Source organism: Dyadobacter sp. SG02 (assembly GCF_900109045.1).
Classification (GTDB): Bacteria; Bacteroidota; Bacteroidia; order Cytophagales; family Spirosomataceae; genus Dyadobacter.
On the sequence record NZ_FNYL01000011.1, the window covers coordinates 110,305 to 128,263 of the forward strand.

Genomic DNA, 17,959 nt, shown 5'->3' on the forward strand with positions numbered 1-17,959 from the left:
TAACGACCTTCTTTTGAAACTAATTCAATAAAAACTTAAATTATTTTGACAAAAAAGTCAAGGTAAACCTCGCCGATAGAAGTCTTTCTACTATAAATTTTCCATTTACCCCTACTATGAAAATTACTAAACGAGACCTTACCGTCGCCTCTTTCTCTGTTTGCTGCACACTGACGTGCATTATCGCCCGGCCACAGCGCAGCATCCTCGAATCATCCATTTTCGATTGGAACACCATTGCCGTCAAAAATACGACCATTGGTTCAGTGAGAACGTTCTTTCGTTCCCAAACCGCCACAACCGACGAACTCGAATGCCACGTTACGACCTTGAATCCCGGTGAAGCATCGCACCCACCCCACAAACACCCGGAAGAAGAAGTGATTATTATTAAAGAAGGCACCGTAGAGGCGCTTGTCAATGGAGAAAAGAAGAAAGTTGGCCCCGGTTCAGTTATTTTCCAGGCATCCAATCAAATGCACGCGATCCGCAATGCAGGAAAAACACCGGCGACCTACCATGTGATCAGCTGGCATTCACCGGGGACGATGGAGAAGTGAAGTTATTTCTTTTTAAAAAGGTTTTCTGGGACTGGGTTAAGTTCCAGAAAACGCCTTGCTTCCTCGGCTTTCTTTTCGAAGAATTCGTAATAATTAGGTGGCAACTCGTCGTGGACGTAGTCTCGCTTCACCTTTTTTTCTTTTATAGCTGGCATAGTGTTAAATATTGAACAGTATATCTAAGTTAGTGATTGAAGGGTCAAAAAGCAAAAACGCTTTGTAGGATTTCCCCGGCTCAACTTCCTGCCACTTTGGGTTACGGTCATACCTGGCAGATTCTTTATAATCAGCTAATATATCCTCGCTAATCGATCCAAATATCTGGTACTGTTCAAGCGTTGGTAAAATCCGGTTAATCCCCATTTGATACAGCCGGGTTCGCGAGGGCGTGCTTCCGGTTGCGTATATCACAGCGCCGGGGTGATCTTCCATAAATTCAAGGGCAATTGCGGCGACAGTTGCCAGTATTTTTTCACTATCACCATTCCTGACCTCAATCAAATCATTCAATCGCCCCGACGCAGATTCTACAACACCGAAACCGAGGTTAAATATATTACGCCCCAAATAACTAAACCGGACATGCATTTTGAAAGCTCCCTTTGGTCCATTGCTGTAAAATCGAAAGCCAAACTCACTAAGTTGATCAATCTTATATCGTTCCAAATCCATACCGACAGATTGTTTAGGTAACAAAAAAAATAGCCAGCGAAAGTCGCTGGCTACTCTTTCAATCTGCTAGTATACAAACTATTCCGTCTTCGCGTACGCGGCTGCGAGGTCGTTGAGCGTAGCATCTTTCAAATGCTCGGAAGCAATTACCAGGCGGTAACGGAAGGTGGTGGACTCACCTTTTTTTAGCTTAAAATTGAGTGTTTCCTTGCCGTCGCTGAGCGCTTTCATACCCAATGGGTTTACAGCAAACAATCCGTATCCCCTGGCATGCCAGTAAGCAGGATAACCCACGTTTTTAGGATGGTCGATCATCGCGATACTGATGTTTTCGTCCTTGATCTTTCCGGTAAGGTTACACCAGATCGCGCGTTTGCCCCATACCGTTTCACCTTCGATGCCATTGCTATTGCGGTAGTTGCCGGTAATGCCTTCATTGTTCAATGCGGGCACCTTGGTGGCTATACCACTTGCGTCGGTGAAAATTTCAGGCTTGTTCGAAGGTAGTTCCAGCTCCCGCGCCACGCGGATGGCATACATGCCGTCTTTTACATCGGGCATATTCACTTCCGGCAGAACGGCTGTCAATGTCGTGCTGCGGTCGATAATGCGGGAGTCGCCTTTGCCACTAAAAGTGTATTTGGTTACTTCTTTCAGGGTCAGTGTGCCGTCTTTGTCCACCCAGTCGGCGGTCACCGTAAGTTCGCCTTTGTCTTTACCGCTTTTCACAGAGGTAATGCCGGTATGGATAATTGTTCCGTAGGCACGCTTTTCGTGGTTCACGGCATCGGAGTTATTCCAATAGTCATTACCGTTGACGTCCTCGTAGTTGAGCCAGATACCCACGTGATGCGGGTGGTCTACGCGCTCACCTGCGCGAGGGTCCAGCGGCCAGCCACGGGTAATCACGGTGCCTTTGGCGGTCATTACCGGGTACAGCACGGCTTTTTTCAGCGTTTTCTCACCGGGATAATAATAGGCCGTAAAGGGCTTCCCGTCGATTTTCACCTCCACTTTCTTGTCCTTGTCGTTGCGGACGAGATCCACCTTCTGCGCAAAAGCACTTCCGGCAAAGGCCACGGCAGTCAGTGCCAAAGCAGTATGTTTTAAATTCACTGTTCGATCTTTTAAAATGGTTAGCTAAGCACGATTTCTTTTTGCTTCGGATCCCAATTCACACGCTTTCCAGTATGCAATGCCTGGGTAGCCATGATGTTCGCCACCGAATGATTGAAACCTACACGGGCAGGTGCATTCGTTTCCTTACGGCTGCGGATACATTCCATCCAGTTGCGCATATGCAGCGAAGTCATCGGATCGGCACCGGTGTTGGCATCGGTCGCAATTTTATCGCCGGTTTTCAAAGACATTTCAGGAAGCAAATTTGCCTGTAAGCCCATTCCTTTGGCATCCTTTTCCTTCAATCCGCCTTCGGAAGTGATCTTGTTCGTGTCGAGGTTGATCATACCGCCATTCGAATAGTAATATTCCTTCACGCCACCTGCCTCGTTGTTGAAGCGGGAAGAATAAATTACCTGGAAACCTTTGCTCTTGTCGTCTACCGGACCGTATTCGAATGCGGCGCTGAAAGTATCGACATTGGTACGGCCATCTTTCCAGGTGTAAATACCCCCGTTGGCGACCACGTTACGCGGCGCATCGAGACCCGAGAACCAGTGTACGGTATCGATCTGGTGGGCCATCCATTGTCCCGGAATACCCGATGAATAAGGGTAAAACAAACGGAATTCGAGATAGTAGCGTGGGTTCCATGCCACTTTCGGACGGTTCAGCAGGAAGCGGTCCCAGTCGGTATCCTCCTTGCGGATTTGGGAAACGAGTTCCTTGCGTCTCCAACGGCCGGGCTGGTTCACATTCCATGTCATTTCAACTGTGGTAATGTCCCCGAATTTGCCCGATTTGATATATTCATAAGCAGCCCAATAGTTAGGGGCACTTCGGCGCTGCGAGCCTACCTGTACGATCTGCTTCGATGCTTCCACCGCTTTCAATGCCACTTTTGCATCCTCAATGGTTTCGGCGAAAGGTTTTTCAACATACACATCACGGCCCGACTTCACGGCTTCCGCACAATGCAATGCATGCTGAAAATCGGCGGTACTGATGATCACCGCGTCTACATCCTTGCGTCCGAGCAATTCCTCGTTATTGCGCGCCTTTACAAATTCGCTGGCTGCGTAGGGTTTGCCTTTCATGAATGCCTCCGCTTCGTCACGGCGACGGTTCCACAGATCGGAAACACCCATAAACTCAAAGTTCAGTTCCTTGGCGTGATCCGAGAAAGAAGGTGCCAGCGAGCTGCGAAAACGGTCCGAAAAACCGATGATACCTACCCTGACGCGATCATTGGCGCCTACGATACGACGGTAGCTGGCCGCGCTGAAAGCATTGGCGCCTACTGCGACACCCGCAGTAGCCAATGTTGCATTTTTAAGAAAATCCCTTCTACTGGTCATGATATTGGATTGGAATAAAAGTTGATTTTTGGATTGCTCTGGGTCTGATTTGCGGGCAATCGATTCTAAATGTCGGACGCCCGTTTATCTACTGTAATTTTTTACCTTTTTTCCGCCGATTCGGGCTATTTGATCTCCTTCACTTTCAAACTGCGGAAAAACACATTGTCGCCGTGGTCCTGCAACAGCAAGTTGCCCTCCTGCGACAGGCCAAAACCTTCGAACTTAGCGAATTTAGAACCCGCCACAAATTCCTTGAATTGCGGGGAGCCGCGCACATATTCCACGACTTTATAGCCATTCAGGAAATGCTGCACGGTGCCGTCTTTCTGCACAACAATGCGGCCCTGGTTCCATTCACCGATCTTTTTCACCGCATTCTTCGGACGATCGGCCGGGATCACGTCATAAAACGAAGCGATGGTACGATTCCCGTTCTTGCCTAGTTTAGCATCCGGGTGACGCTCGTCGTCGAGCACCTGGTACTCGCAGCCGATGCCCGATTTACCATTAGAATTGAATTTCTGATCTACAAAATATTTGACGCCGCTGTTCGCGCCTTCTGTCAGTTTAAATTCAAATTCGTATTCAAATGCGGGGCCGTAAAGCTTGCGGGTAACAATATCGTTACCGGTTTCAGAGCCGTCGGATTTGGAAATGTTGATCACACCGTCCTGGTAACTCCAACGCTTGGCAGGGAACTCCGTGCCGCCGTAAGAACGCCACTGGCTTACCGATTTGCCATCATATAGCAGCGAATAACCCTGCGCTTTCTCGGCAGCGTCGAGATTGTTCGGGATCAGGTTCACAATGCGAACGTTGGTGGCAGGGCTCGGTTTCAGGTTCGTGGTTTTAATGCGGACATTCTTCCAGCTCACCTGCGTACCTTCCATTTCCTTGCTGCCGATCGCGTGCACTTGCAGGCATATGAAGCCTGCGGGTGTCATATCGTCCACCACATGCGCCACGGCCACGCCGTTCAGGAACGTGCGGATCGAGTTACCGATCGCTTCGATGCGGTACTTGTTCCACGCGTCCCGTTTGAATGCTTTTTTACCTTCCGGGTTCAAATCGAGCGGGTAAAGCCAGCCGCGGCGCGCCTCGTCGTAAATGCCCGCCGAATAAGCGCGGTCGCTCGGATCGATCTCCACCTGGTAGCCGTGCACGCGGCCATTCATATAATCGGGTTTCGACAAGCTGCGGATCTGTATGCCCGAGTTCAGTTTATTATCGACTTTCACATCGAGTTCGAGGATAAAATCGCCGTAATCTTTTTCAGTAGTCAGGAATGAATTGGGCGTTCCCATCACGGAAGTGCCCACGATCGTGCCATCTTTTACTTCATATTTAGCCTGACCGTTGAGTTGCTTCCAGCCTGTCAGGTCCTTGCCATTGAAGAGGTCTACCCAGCCATCTTTCGACTTCTGGGCTTGGAGCGGAGCGGCAAGGAGGAACGCGGCCATTGCGACCAGCGGTAATCGGAATTTTTTCATTGTGTTGAATAAATAATGATGAATAACTGAAAATGCGAAAGGGTACCCTATTCTAATATCAGTTATTGCATTAATAACGAAATATTAATAGGAATACCCTTACAAATCCAGTTGGGACTACACCGGATATTTCAAAACCTCGGTAATGTATTTTTTATTGATTTCGGCACAAATCAGCGGCGATTTCTCCGGATCGGGCACGCCGTCAAGTTCCACCACGGCCCAGCCTTTAAACTTCACTTTATCCAAAGCCTTAAACACCGCCGGAACGTCCACCCTGCCCTGCCCCAATTCCACAAACTTATAGCCGCTTTTGGTTTCTGCCGGTTTGGTGTCTTTCAAATGCAGCGAATGCAGAATGTCCTTGTATTTCACGATCGCTTCGTGCGGTTCGCCGCCACCTTGCTTGTAATGCGCAATGTCCAGCAGCAGTTTGATATACCTCGGGTTCATGGCCTGCACAATCACATCCACTTCTTCGGGCGTTTCGCCGAGCTGGTTCATATGGTTATGGTAAACGGCCTGCACACCCAGATCGGCGGTTTGTTTCCCGACTTCATTCATCACCTGCGCCAGCTTTTTCAGCTCCTCTACCGATGGAGCGCGGTCTTTGGGACGAAGGCTGTTGGTGAGTTGCATGGCATTGCCGCCCAATGCTTTCACAAAACTCGCGTGCGCCACGTGAGTATCGACGGTACTTTCAAATTTGGCTGGATCTATCTCCACATTTCCGCTCGAAAACATGCAGAGCGTGAGGTTATTCTTCACCAACGCCTCTTTCAGTTCGGAAGGCTTATTACGGTAGGGTCCAAATGTATTGGCCCGTAGTTGAATGCCTTTGAAACCCAACCCGGCCAGGTCGGCGATGGCTTGTTCATCCTTTCCGCCCCATGTGATGGCCGAATAGCCGATTTTGACGTCTCCCTTTTTTATAGCGGCTTCCAGCCAGCCGGCCCCCGCCATGGTAGCGACCATCGCGAGCGAAGTGTTTTGCAGAAAATTCCGTCTGTTCATTTCAGGTTTAGATTAATGTAAAAATCCATAACTCCCAGACGATATAAAACAGCAATGACCCGCTATCTACGGGTCATTGCTTGTAAATTTATTTCGGGATTTCCGTCAGCGGCGGCACATTCTTCTCATACCCCGCATAACCTTTGTTCTGGTTGATCCTCCCTTGCGTATTCCCGTCAATCGCCGATTGCGGAATGGGCCACAGCACGTGGTAAGGGCTCATGGTATATTCGTCGGCGTGGCGCGTTTTTACACCTTTGTTGTAAAAGTCATTCTTCTCCATTACCCGGTCATAGAAGTAATTGTCATCGGAAAACTTGTCGAGCGTATAAGTTTTACCATTGGGCGCCGGTTTGCCGGTTTGCGCGAAAATGTAGGCGATCCGCGTCAGCTCGGTTTTGCGTGGCTCTTCGAAATACAGTTCCCGGGCGCGTTCGTCGAGGATGGTACCGATATTGATCTTACCAGCCGGAAGCGGTGCGCAGTTGGCGCGGGTTCGCACCGCATTCACGTCGTCGGCCGCTTTGGCCATGTCGCCTTTCCATGCGTAGGCCTCCGCCCGCAGGAGGTAAGTCTCGGCGAGCCGGAACACATACCAGTCCGAATTGCCGCCCTGCGGCTGCACACGCAAGGGGTCGTCAACGTACAACTTATATTGTGGCCAGTCGAACCAGCACCGGATCGTGTCGATGGTCAGCACTACGCCGTCCGCGTTTTTGAGCTGCAAATTCTTTCCGTAAAAATTGTCATCGCCCTTCAATGAGGGATTATTGTACAAAATATCCTCCATGCGAATCCAGTTGCCGGGTGCGTGGCGCAGGTCGTTTTTGTCATCCCAAATCTGGTTCTGCGAATAATCGGTCGGGCGCAGGCGTCCGATTCCACGGCCATACTTGACAACCTGATCGATTTCGATGCCGTAAGTATCGATCGTGCCCCGCTTGCCGCTGGGTGTGTTAATGTTATTGAACCACAGTGGAACGGCGTTGCGCATGATGAGCATACCCCCCTCGACATTGCCTTCCATATTCAACCTGTCGATAACCAGCATTAACCCTTCGGTATTCGTCGCAATCGATTTGTTCTGAGGCCGATGCAAATCCCAGATCACATTCCGGCTCGCGTCGCTTGCATTTGCGCCGAAACGCGAGGTCATCAGCTTGTGCGTACCACCGTCTATCACATTTGTCGCCGACTTAATCGCGTCGTCGAACAGTCCCAGTGCCAGATTGACCTTTGTGAGCAAATGGCTTACCGAGCCCCGGTTAACCATTCCCTTGTCGGCCACCACAGGTACCCACTGTTCGGCGAATTCGAGGTCTTCCTTCATTTTTTTAAGGATTACCTCGCGTTTGGTGCTTTGAAAATCAAGCTTTGGACCATTAATTTCACTAAGAATCAGCGGTACGTCGCCGAATTGCTGCGTCAGCCGGTAATAGCGTGCCGCGCGGTGGAAATAAGCCGCCCCCAGGAGCTCGTTCTTTTCCTGCTCATTTTTATAAGTAGGTAAATCAATGCGTGAAATAGCCGTATTGGCATACTTAATGCCTTTATAACCTTCCAACCAATACCAGCCGATACGATTGTAATCGATGTGGTTCAGCTGGGCATCGGGCGTGATGAGCAGGTTAAGGTTCTGTGCCGGGCCCGATTTGTCGGTGGTACCTTCCACGGCAATGTCCGAAAAGATCGATTCTGTAATCATCGGCATCGCGTCGCCATACCATTCCAGGCGCAGGTTACGCTCGCAGGCAACGAGCGTGGCTTTCAACCCGCCCAGGTCTTTAAATGTCAGGTCCGGCTCGTAAAATGAGAGCGGTTCCGGTTTCAGCCAGTTTTCTTTGCAAGAGCTGATCATCGCCCCAGCGCCGAGCAGGCCTATTGCCAGAATATATTTGGATGTTTTGCTAAACATAATCAGTATAGTTTTGTGTGATAGTGATTACAGGGTGATGTCCAGTCCGATGGTGTAAATGCGCGGGCTTGGTACCGAGGTGGCAATGCTGTTATTCGTCGTGCCGTTCGTTCCGTTCTCCGGGTCCCAGAAGTTCCATTGCGGCGCCCAGAAGCCGATATTGCGGACGTTACCGTAAATGCGCAGGTTTTGTACCGCCACTTTTTGCGAAAGGCTTTTTGGTACCGTGTATGCTACCGAAAGGTTTTCGAACCGCACGAAGGATTTGCTTCTGTAAACTGCATAACCGGTTGCCGAACCTTCACTGGAATAGAGCCTCGCCCATTCGTTCTGGCGGTTTTCTTCGGTCCAATAAGGGAATACGTAGGAACTGGTGCGGTCCACGAAACCGTCGCGATTCTTCATCTGGTTAAATGTCCCTTTCTGGCCCCAGTAAGAATAGATCATGAACGAAACATCCAGGCTTTTGAAGAGCTTGAACTCATTCCGAAACGTCCAGCGGAAACGCGGGGAAGTGTAGCCGAGAAATTCCTTATCGTCATTGGTGAACTTGCCGTCGCCGTTCACATCTTTGAGTTTGAAATCACCCGGTTTCACACCGTATTTGGCCGCTTCCGCTTCCTCTTCTTTCTGCCAGACGCCCAGGATACGGTAGTTCCAGATCTCGTCGAGCGCGTGGCCGATGAACCAGCGGTTGGTTACGTCGTCGGCCTCCTTACGGCCCGTAACTTTGCCCGAACCGTCTTTTATGTCGATCATGTTGCCGTACAAATGCACGATCTTGTTCCGGTTGAGCTGGAAGTTGAATGTGCTGCGCCAGGTGAAGTTCTCGCGGCGCATATTGTTGGAATTCAAACTGATTTCCAGTCCTTTATTCTGCACTTCGCCGAGGTTATCCCAAACGTTGTCGAAACCCAGCACATTGGGCAATGCGCGTTTTACAAGCAAATCCTTGGTGGTGGATTTATAGTACTCAATGCTCCCGTCGACAAGGTTGTTAAACAATGCAAAATCGAGTCCGACATTCAATGCATTGGTTTTTTCCCATTTCAAATTCGGATTTGCCATGCGGCTCACGTAAAGCTGGCTCACCTGGTACACGGTACCATCCGGCTTCACGTGCAGGTATTTACCGCTCGCAAGGTCGGCGAGGGCGTCGTAGCGCGGGATGTCGCGGTTACCGTTGTTTCCATATGAAACCCGGAGTTTGCCGTAGCTCAGCCATTTGGAACTCAGGAAACTTTCATCGGTGAATACCCAGCCCAATGCCGCCGACGAAAACACTGCCCGCGGATTTTTCTGCCCGAATGCGGAATAACCGTCCCGCCGGCTCGACAGCGTGAGCATGTACTTGTCTTTGAATGAATAGAACAACCGGGCCATCAATGCATCGGCGGTGCTGGTCTGGTCGTCGGTGTAGACTACCGGTAGTCCGCCTGCCTGGATGTTGTGGTAACCCAAAACGTCCGTCGGAGCGAAGCCTTTGTTGGAAATACTGTCGCGCCAGCTTTTGAAACGTTCGGCATTGGCCAGGAAAGTAAGGTCGATCTGGTGCTTTCCGGCGATGGTTTTGTTCCATTTAAGAATATTATCGACCTGCCAGTTAAATACCGTCGAATCCTTGCGGGAAGCCCGGCCTCCCTCGGCAGCCCACTCGGCGTGTTTGGCCGACTCTGCATTGTAGCGGTGTGTATAGTCGAAGCGGGGCGTAAAATTGAGTTGATAGGTAAATCCAAAAGGCAGGGTAACCTTGGCAAACAGAACTGAATTCAATGTCTGCGCACCCTGGTCGCGCTTGATAAACTGGCGGGCATAATAGGGATGGTTTCCGCCGCTGGCCTCGCCGTTGGGCCGCCAGGAGTAGTCCCCATTCGCATCGAATTCCGAACCCCACGGCGAAATGGTCCGCCCCAGGTCATAGTTCACCGGCACCTGGCTTTCATCACGACGGGCGAATTGCGTGTTCATACCCACCGAAAGATGCTTATTCACTTTGCCTTCGATATTCAGGCGCGCACGGACGGTGCTGTACTTGTCTCCTACTACAATACCTTCATTATTGAGGTATCCCAAAGACATATAATAGGAAATGCGGTCGTTGCGGCCTGAAAGGCTCACTGTATGGTCTTGCCGGAAACCTTTCTGGAATACTTTGGAATACCAGTCCACACTTTTACCGTCCTTGTAGTTCTGGATTTCGGCCGGCTGCATTCCAAGGCGTTGGAGCCATACGGTCGTCGGGTCGCCCGTGGAGCCGTCGAACGCCAGCCACTGTTCGAGGGTAACACCCGCCGGGAGCTTGTTCGGGTCGGCGAAGCGGGCGGGCTCGGCAGTGGCGTTGATATTACGCATCACCTCCTGCCGCCAGCCGATGAAGCCCTGCGGACTGAGTACCGGTTGATTTTTAGCCACTTCCGAGAACCCGAAATTGCTATTGATATTGATCACCGGCTTACCTTCTTTCCCTTTTTTGGTGGTGATCAAAATGACGCCGCTGGCGGCCTTGGCGCCAAAAACGGCCGAAGAACTGGCGTCTTTCAGCACGTCGATGGTTTCGATATCGTTGGGGTTGATATCTTCCATCCCGCCATAGTAAATCGTTCCGTCCAGCACAATCAGCGGGGTGGAACCTGCATTAATAGAGTTCTGGCCACGTACCGACAGGCTACCGCCGCCTTTCGCGGAAGCCGAAAAGCCGACGTTCATACCCGGCACATTCCCGCGCAGCACGTCCTGCACCGACTGCGGGTTCTCATTTTCGAGCCGGGTCGCATTTACTTGTGATACGGCGCCGGTCAGGTCACGTTTCTTTTGCGTGCCGTAACCGACCACCACCACTTCGTTGAGCGTTTTCTGGTCGGTAGCAAGCGAAATGTCCAGGACACTCGCATTGCCCGTTTCCCGCTCCTGCGTTACATAGCCAACAGCCGAAAATACCAGCACCGCCGAGTTTCCGGGGATGCCGATGCTGAACTTCCCATCCGCATTGGTTGTGGTGCCCTGGGTTGTTCCCTTGACAACCACCGTCACACCCGGAATGGGTGCATTTCCTTCTTTGGCCAGTACGGTGCCGGTGATAGTTCTCTCGGCTTGCATGACATGGCCAACCCTTGCGAGCGGACTCGCGACGACACTGGCGGGCACCGGCGGGTGCAGGCATATCGCACATATGCATACCCCACTCATGCGCCGCAAAGAGGTGAAAAATCCTTTTGTGATGTGCATAGGTCAGTGAATTAAAGATGATGTTAAGGTGAAATATACCACCCTGACGCCACCCATTCCAGCCTGCCCGCACCCGTATTAAGTCCTAATTTTCAACCGGATAGTACCATTGATTCTACGGTCAAAAAATTTTTCCCTATAAGTAAATTCCCCTGCTTCGATTACAAAAAACAAAGCCGGAGGATGGGATTAACCACCTCCGGCTTTGTTTCATTTCGCCATTTCCTGAACCGGATCAATACCCCGGGTTCTGCGGGAAACCGGCGCTACCGTCCGGCGTCTTTTCGCTGCGGTCGATCTGCGTCTGCGGGATCGGTCTCAGCACGTGCGTAGGTTTGATGTTCGCCGCACCATCCGGGTTGTATTTCTTAACGCGGTCCACCAGGTTACCCCAGCGTTTCAGGTCAAGCCAGCGGGTTTGCTCACCCAGCAATTCCCGTCCCCGTTCTTCCATCAAAAGCTCCATCGTCATATCCGCAGCTTTGATTTCCATGGCAGCTTCTTTGCCAGGGAACGCAGCACGGCGGCGTACCATATTGATTGCCGTAGTAGCATCGGCAACTTTTCCTTGTGCCAGCAATGCTTCCGAAAGGATCAGATAGGTATCCGCCAGACGGAACGCCAGGTAATCGCGGCTTCCGGGCTCATAGGTCTTGTCGGGACGGAGCGGGTCCATGAACTTCACGAGTGTCGGGAAAAGCGAGTTATTGTACAAGCTCGGTACCAGCACCTGGTAAGGTTTGGCTTTCCGTTGTTCCACCGTCCACTCCACGCCCGGGATGTAAATAGTGGTATCACCCGGCTTGAATGTCACGGAAGTTTTCGAGTTGTCGAACACGTTGGTGAATGTGCCGCCCGCGGTGTTACAAAGCCAGGTAGAGCGGAAAGTCTTCTGGTAACGCGAGTCGTTCACGCGGTCCTTGAACACGGTTTCCAAGGCGTAGGTAGTCGGGCGGAGGCGTTTGAACGGTCTGTCGTAAGCGATGTCGCGCTGCATACCGGCCTGTACGTCGTACTGCATGCCGAAGTAAAGGTGCAGGGTATTACCCGTTCCGTTGGTCAACGCATCCGGAGTGTATTGCACAGCAAAAACCACTTCGTCATTAATTTCTCCCGCGCCTTGTGTGAACACGCTCGCAAAATCGGGCAACAGTTTGAAACCATAATTCGAGATCACATTCTGCGCATAAGTTGCCGCTTTGCTGTAATCGTCAGCCGCTTTGCTGGAAGAAGTTGCTTTGGTAAGGTAAACTTTCGCAAGTAAATGCTCGGCAGCAGCCTTCGTAGCACGACCATAGTCCGCAGATTTCGCTTTGTTTTCCAATGCAGGCAATGCAGCTTCCAGATCGGCAATAATCGCCTTGTACATTTCATCCTCGGATGCGCGCGAAGTTTTCTTTGTAGGCAACACCGTTTCGGTAAGCCGCAAGTCCACGCCGCCGAATTGTTGCATCAGAATAAAATAGTAATGCGCGCGCAGGAACTTCATTTCGGCCACACGCTGCGTCTTGATCGCATCGCTCACACCGGTAATGCTCGGTGCGCGGTCGATTACGGCGTTACAGGTGTTGATGCCTTTGTAAGTTTCCTCCCAAAGCTCCTGGATAATGCTCACCGTTCCGATCAGCTGCGAATCGTATAAGTGGAAACCTTTGAAGCTGCCGTCGGCACCGGTCGTGTAAAGGTCGGTACCGTATTCGGTCATAGAAATACCTCTTTCGGTTCCGTAAAAGCTTCTCAATGTCGAGTATGCCGCATTCACCGCCGAGTTGAAACCGGCCGTGGTGCCCATGTAGTCATCGGGAATGTTCGAGATCACTTTCTCGTCGAGCAGGTCCTTACACGACTGCCCCGTCAATAAAAGCGCCGAAAGCCCCAGTACGCTGAAAGTTTTATATAAGTATGTTGGTTTCATTATTCTGATAATTTTTACAGTTAATAGTTGTCAGGAGTCGATGCGGGGTGCATTAAAACTTAACATTCAAGCCAAAGGTGGTTACGCGGGTAGCCGGGGTAACATCGTTGTTCACGTTGCCATCCGATGATTCCGGATCGATACCGTTGTATTTCGAGCGGTATTTCGAGAAAATAAACGGCTGTTGAATGGATGTGAACAAGCGCAGCGACTCAATGCCAAGTCTTTCTACAAACTTATTGCTGAATGTATAACCGATATTGACGTTACGCACTTTCACGAATGAACCATCGAAATAGATGAACGAAGTATTGTAAACCGGGAACTCCTGATTAAAGTTAGGACGCGGGAATTCGTTGGTAGGGTTGTTTGGCGTCCAGTAATCTACTTTGATCTGGTTGTACCGGCCTTGCAAAGTAAGGGTGTTCTGGTGGAACTTGCTCACGATTTTCTGACCTACCCTTGCAAAAATAAAGAACGACAAATCTACGCCTTTGAAGCTGAAACGGTTGGTGATACCGCCCTGCCATTTCGGGATATCCGAACCAAGGATAACGCGGTCGTCGGCAGTGATTTTTCCGTCGTTGTTGGTATCCTGCAATTTAACCTGTCCCACCTGGAACCCGAACGATTTTGCCTGGTCGGCTTCGTTGGTCTGCCAGATACCCAGCTTTTTGTAATCGTAATATGAGTTCAGAGGCTTCCCGATAAACCATCTGTTACCGGTATCGTCGATCTTGCCATTATAAAGTGAAATGATCGCCTCGCTGTTTTTGTAGAATGTGAAATCGGTGGTCCATTTGAAACCCGATTTGCTGTTCACGTTCACAGTCGAAACGCCGATCTCGATACCGCGGTTGCGGGTTTCGCCCACGTTGCGGGTCACCGCATTGAAACCGATGGAAGTTGGCAGCTGGTCGGAAAGGAGCAGGTCGGTGGTATTGGTTTGATACAATTCCAATGAACCGGAAACTCTTCCCGCGAAAAGGCTGAAATCAAGGCCTATGTTGCGAGTTGCCGATGATTCCCATTTCAAATCGGGGTTTCCGATGGTGTTCGGGCGGTAACCGTAAGCTGCGGCTGTTCCCCATGCATAAGAGGTGCGGCTCAGCAAACCTTGCGTCTGGTAAGGAGAAATCCCCTGGTTACCCGTCGATCCGTAGCTGGCGCGGATCTTCAACTGGTCGAGCCATGAAACGCTTTTCAGGAAATCTTCATTGCTGATATTCCAGGCCAAAGCCACACCGGGGAATGTTCCGTACTTGTGGTTTTCACCAAAACGCGTCGAACCGTCGCGACGGGCCGTCACCGTAACCAGGTATTTGTCTTTGTAATCATAGTTCAAACGGAGCATGTAGGAGTTCAATGTCCACTGGATCAGGTTACTGCCTACGCCGAGTACCGTGCTGGCATTACCTGTGTTGTAAAACTCCTGACCTTCCACCGGCACACCCTGTACGGACACGTTGTTGTATTCAAAGTTGTCGCGTTGCACGGACTGAACGGCTGTAACGTTCAGATTGTGGCCACCGTTGAATGTTTTTCCGTAGGTAAGGATGTTTTCAACCGTATAGTTAAAACCAAACTGGCTGTTGGTCGCGGCAGTCGGGTTACCACCTTTGATATCGTTGGTCTGCGCTCCTATAAATCGCCCGGCGCGGGAAAGGCTGAAATCCGGTCCGAAGTTCACGCGGTATTTCAATCCGGGAAGGATGTTGATTTCACCGTACAAGCTGTTGAAGATCCGGTACTTCTTGGTTTCGTCGATCTGCGCGCCCTTCACGAGCTCGGCCATCGGGTTGGTAAGCAACGCATCGCTGGTCTGGGCGAAAATGATATTGCCCTGATCGTCGTAAGCACGTGCCAGCGGGTTCTGCGCGAGCGTGAAGCCGTAAGGGTTGCGGTTGGCGCCATTGCGGATGCTGTACATACCATATGACGAGATACCCACTTTAATGCGCTTGTTGATATTGTGGTCGATATTTACGCGGACAGACATACGTGTAAAATCCAGCCCGGGGATAATGCCTTTATCTTTGAAATAACCTCCCGAGAAATAGAACTGCGTCTTCTCGTTGCCGCCCTGCACACCGATCGAATGGTTTTGCTGGAAGCCCTGCTTCACCATCATATCCTGGTAGTTGGTCGTGCGGTTCTGCGCGATGCCATCCAGTTCGATCGGTTCGAACAGCTTCGAATCCGCGTAAGCGTCAATCACACCGCTTGCAACCGGATTCCCATTAGCATCCTTATAAGTACCGATATTTCTCCGCGATTCGCGTTTCAACTCGGCATATTCAGGGCCGTTAAGCAGGTGGACTTTATCCAGTGCATTGGTCACGCCCAGGTAAGAGTCGTAGCTCACGGTTGTTTTCCCCTTGCTGGCGCCTCTTTTGGTCGTGATGATCACCACGCCGTTTGCACCCCTGGCACCGTAAATGGCTGTTGCCGTCGCATCTTTCAGGATTTCCATCGACGCTACATCATTGGGGTTCATATCTTCATAGCCCCCTGATACAAAATCAAACGGACGGGTCGGCAGCAGTTCGTTACGGTCGCCGGAAAGCGGGATTCCGTCCACTACATACAATGGGTTGTTACCCGCGTTGAACGAGCGGCGTCCACGGATCAGGATCTTCGGCACGGTACCCGGCTTGCTACCCGATTGTGCCACGTCCACCCCGGCCACGCGGCCCTGCATGGCCTGCCCCAGGTTGGTAATTGGCATTTCGTTGATTTGCTTGGACGATACGGAAGAGATCGCACCGGTCAGCTGGCTCTTTTTCTGCGTACCATAACCCACTACCACCACTTCCGTAAGGGTTTTCATATCCGAAGCCAACGCAACTTCGAAAACTGTTTTCGAGCCGACGGTGATTTCCTGTGATATAAAACCTACGGCGGAGAACACCAGAATTGCGTTGGCATCCGGCACGTCCAGCTTAAACTGTCCGTCCACGTCGGTGTTCGTACCGCTTTTACTTCCTTTCAGGACCACTGAAACGCCGGGAATCGGGAGATTATCTTCCGAGGACGTCACTTTTCCCGAAACAGTCCTGTCGATTACACTTGCCGTTAGGTTTAATGTTGGCCTCATCGCGTAGGCCTGCCCTGTAAAACCTGTCATTACTGCACCAGCCATCGCCCAACGCATTACACAGTGGCCAATACTCGTAAAATTTCTTTTCATACGCATTGATTGTTTAACCATTGATAGTTCACCATTAACTGTTATTCTGACGAGCATTTGATAGAACACCCCTTACAGAATAGTTATATTTTTTCTATTTATAATTACAAATAAGTATAGAGTTACTTAACACAGAATTGTAACTATTCTGATAAAATTTACTATTGGGAAGAGGTTCAGGGACGAGTTATGTTGCCGATTTTCAAATTGGACTACTTATTTGAACAATTCCAATAAGTATATTTATTGTACTTAAAGTACCATTTGAAAATCAATCGGAGAATAGATATTCGGGGAGAAAATTGAAAACGATCTGCGAAGTTTATTTATGCAATCGTTATCGGGAACGTTGCCAAAATAGGCTCGTTCCAATATTTTATTATAAAATATTTGCACAAACACATACGAAAATGCCATACCTGCGAGGTTAGTTCTACCAAAATATTGTACTTAAACAATATTAAGTAAGAGATTTACCAAGCAGATATGGCGGAAAATTTGTTGATGAAGCGATAATCTGACGCCTATTTATAATGGTCCGGATTCTCGTCCTGCCACTCGTTTACCCCGTCGCGGATGCGGTTCCGGAAGGTCAGTGTATCCTGCGCGAAAGAGGTAGTACCATCCTCATTTTCATATTTATAACTCAAAAACAATTTACGTTCCTGCAACAGCTTCGCGCGGTTGAAAGTACTCGCGCCCTCGGGCTTTACTTCGACCGTGGAACCGTCGGCTTTGCTGATTTTAACGGCATTTCCGTCGAGCGTGATTTTGAATGAGCCCTCCTGGTCGCTGATCATGTTGGTCACCAGCGCGTCGGGAGCTACGGTTTTCAGCTTGAAAATCTTGGCTTCCGGCGAGGGGATCGTCGTGTAGTACTTCACGGTCTTCACCACCTTGCCCGCAGCGTCCTTCACCGTCGTGACGCCGCCGTGCCAGTAGTTCCCGAAAAGCATGTTCTCGTATTTGAGCGCCACCACGGCCGAACGCTTGGCCCCGACGATGGAATCGGCATCGGCAGAGGTGATGTAGAACGGGATGGCATACCCGGCGCGGATCGTTGCGGCGTCTTTCAGGAACTTCGCCGAATCCGCCTTGATCACGACCGATCCCATATGCGCACCGGCTTTAATGACCATTCTCGAATTATCGGAAATCGTGAAGTAATCGGCGGGCATCGGTTTGAGCGTGTCCACGCCGCTCACTGCCTCGCGGACGTACCCCGCACCGGCTTTCATGGCTTCCAACGCTTTGCTATTTACGAGCGCAGCGTCCATTTGGAACCCTACCACGCGGTCCTGCCGGTTCTCGCGCACGCCTGCGAGGGCGGCGCCCACCTCAATGCTCATCCCCTCGCCCACCACGAAGGTGCGCGCGTTGGTCTGGTACATGAAATACACGGAGGTGTGATCGAAATCCTTGATGTAATCGTCATAGCAGGCGCTCAGGGCCAAGGTCAGCCCGAGGGCAACGGCAATTTTCTTTTTCATAGCATTCA

General features: G+C 50.6%; 12 protein-coding genes. 1 reads left to right on the plus strand and 11 read right to left on the minus strand.

Annotation, left to right across the window (positions count from 1 at the left end):
* Nucleotides 1-116 precede the first annotated feature (116 nt).
* Nucleotides 117-560 carry a cupin domain-containing protein gene (locus BMW93_RS24080; protein WP_090382375.1) on the plus strand — a complete coding sequence of 148 codons (444 nt, stop codon included), beginning with the start codon at nucleotides 117-119 and terminating at the stop codon, nucleotides 558-560.
* Nucleotides 561-562: 2 nt separating this feature from the next.
* On the opposite strand, the gene BMW93_RS35555 is transcribed toward BMW93_RS24080, so the two are convergent.
* The 11 genes from BMW93_RS35555 to BMW93_RS24130 all read right to left on the minus strand — a co-directional run bounded on the left by BMW93_RS35555 (nucleotide 563) and on the right by BMW93_RS24130 (nucleotide 17,951).
* Nucleotides 563-715, minus strand: coding sequence for a hypothetical protein (locus tag BMW93_RS35555; RefSeq protein WP_177194180.1), 153 nt, complete (start codon nucleotides 713-715; stop codon nucleotides 563-565).
* Between the two features lie 4 nt (nucleotides 716-719).
* Entirely contained in the window at nucleotides 720-1,232 is a 513-nt protein-coding gene (locus BMW93_RS24085) for a DUF6934 family protein (protein WP_090382377.1), read from the minus strand.
* Nucleotides 1,233-1,310: 78 nt separating this feature from the next.
* The gene (locus BMW93_RS24090; protein ID WP_090382379.1) at nucleotides 1,311-2,327 is read right to left on the minus strand and encodes a PmoA family protein; all 1,017 of its coding nucleotides are present in this window, start codon (nucleotides 2,325-2,327) and stop codon (nucleotides 1,311-1,313) included.
* Nucleotides 2,328-2,368: 41 nt separating this feature from the next.
* Entirely contained in the window at nucleotides 2,369-3,709 is a 1,341-nt protein-coding gene (locus BMW93_RS24095; protein ID WP_090382382.1) for a Gfo/Idh/MocA family oxidoreductase, read from the minus strand.
* Nucleotides 3,710-3,834: 125 nt separating this feature from the next.
* Nucleotides 3,835-5,202 (minus strand): DUF1080 domain-containing protein, encoded by a 1,368-nt coding sequence (locus BMW93_RS24100; RefSeq protein WP_090382384.1) that lies wholly within the window; start codon nucleotides 5,200-5,202, stop codon nucleotides 3,835-3,837.
* 117 nt (nucleotides 5,203-5,319) lie between these two features.
* Nucleotides 5,320-6,216, minus strand: coding sequence for a sugar phosphate isomerase/epimerase (locus tag BMW93_RS24105; protein WP_090382386.1), 897 nt, complete (start codon nucleotides 6,214-6,216; stop codon nucleotides 5,320-5,322).
* Nucleotides 6,217-6,304: 88 nt separating this feature from the next.
* Nucleotides 6,305-8,131: a RagB/SusD family nutrient uptake outer membrane protein gene (locus BMW93_RS24110; RefSeq protein WP_090382389.1), complete on the minus strand. Its 1,827-nt coding sequence runs from the start codon at nucleotides 8,129-8,131 to the stop codon at nucleotides 6,305-6,307.
* Nucleotides 8,132-8,158: 27 nt separating this feature from the next.
* Entirely contained in the window at nucleotides 8,159-11,356 is a 3,198-nt protein-coding gene (locus BMW93_RS24115; protein ID WP_090382391.1) for a TonB-dependent receptor, read from the minus strand.
* A 235-nt stretch (nucleotides 11,357-11,591) separates the two neighbouring features.
* The gene (locus BMW93_RS24120; RefSeq protein WP_090382393.1) at nucleotides 11,592-13,271 is read right to left on the minus strand and encodes a RagB/SusD family nutrient uptake outer membrane protein; all 1,680 of its coding nucleotides are present in this window, start codon (nucleotides 13,269-13,271) and stop codon (nucleotides 11,592-11,594) included.
* Between the two features lie 52 nt (nucleotides 13,272-13,323).
* Nucleotides 13,324-16,461 carry a SusC/RagA family TonB-linked outer membrane protein gene (locus tag BMW93_RS24125; RefSeq protein WP_409013115.1) on the minus strand — a complete coding sequence of 1,046 codons (3,138 nt, stop codon included), beginning with the start codon at nucleotides 16,459-16,461 and terminating at the stop codon, nucleotides 13,324-13,326.
* A 524-nt stretch (nucleotides 16,462-16,985) separates the two neighbouring features.
* Nucleotides 16,986-17,951, minus strand: coding sequence for a DUF1735 domain-containing protein (locus tag BMW93_RS24130; protein ID WP_090382697.1), 966 nt, complete (start codon nucleotides 17,949-17,951; stop codon nucleotides 16,986-16,988).
* Nucleotides 17,952-17,959: the final 8 nt, after the last annotated feature.

What these genes read in the sequence shown, in the direction of transcription:
- BMW93_RS24080 (WP_090382375.1), top strand. Translation starts at nt 117, where the DNA reads ATGAAAATTACTAAACGAGACCTTACCGTCGCCTCTTTCTCTGTTTGC.
- BMW93_RS35555 (WP_177194180.1), bottom strand. Translation starts at nt 715, where the DNA reads ATGCCAGCTATAAAAGAAAAAAAGGTGAAGCGAGACTACGTCCACGAC.
- BMW93_RS24085 (WP_090382377.1), bottom strand. Translation starts at nt 1,232, where the DNA reads ATGGATTTGGAACGATATAAGATTGATCAACTTAGTGAGTTTGGCTTT.
- BMW93_RS24095 (WP_090382382.1), bottom strand. Translation starts at nt 3,709, where the DNA reads ATGACCAGTAGAAGGGATTTTCTTAAAAATGCAACATTGGCTACTGCG.
- BMW93_RS24100 (WP_090382384.1), bottom strand. Translation starts at nt 5,202, where the DNA reads ATGAAAAAATTCCGATTACCGCTGGTCGCAATGGCCGCGTTCCTCCTT.
- BMW93_RS24105 (WP_090382386.1), bottom strand. Translation starts at nt 6,216, where the DNA reads ATGAACAGACGGAATTTTCTGCAAAACACTTCGCTCGCGATGGTCGCT.
- BMW93_RS24110 (WP_090382389.1), bottom strand. Translation starts at nt 8,131, where the DNA reads ATGTTTAGCAAAACATCCAAATATATTCTGGCAATAGGCCTGCTCGGC.
- BMW93_RS24115 (WP_090382391.1), bottom strand. Translation starts at nt 11,356, where the DNA reads ATGCACATCACAAAAGGATTTTTCACCTCTTTGCGGCGCATGAGTGGG.
- BMW93_RS24120 (WP_090382393.1), bottom strand. Translation starts at nt 13,271, where the DNA reads ATGAAACCAACATACTTATATAAAACTTTCAGCGTACTGGGGCTTTCG.
- BMW93_RS24125 (WP_409013115.1), bottom strand. Translation starts at nt 16,461, where the DNA reads ATGAAAAGAAATTTTACGAGTATTGGCCACTGTGTAATGCGTTGGGCG.
- BMW93_RS24130 (WP_090382697.1), bottom strand. Translation starts at nt 17,951, where the DNA reads ATGAAAAAGAAAATTGCCGTTGCCCTCGGGCTGACCTTGGCCCTGAGC.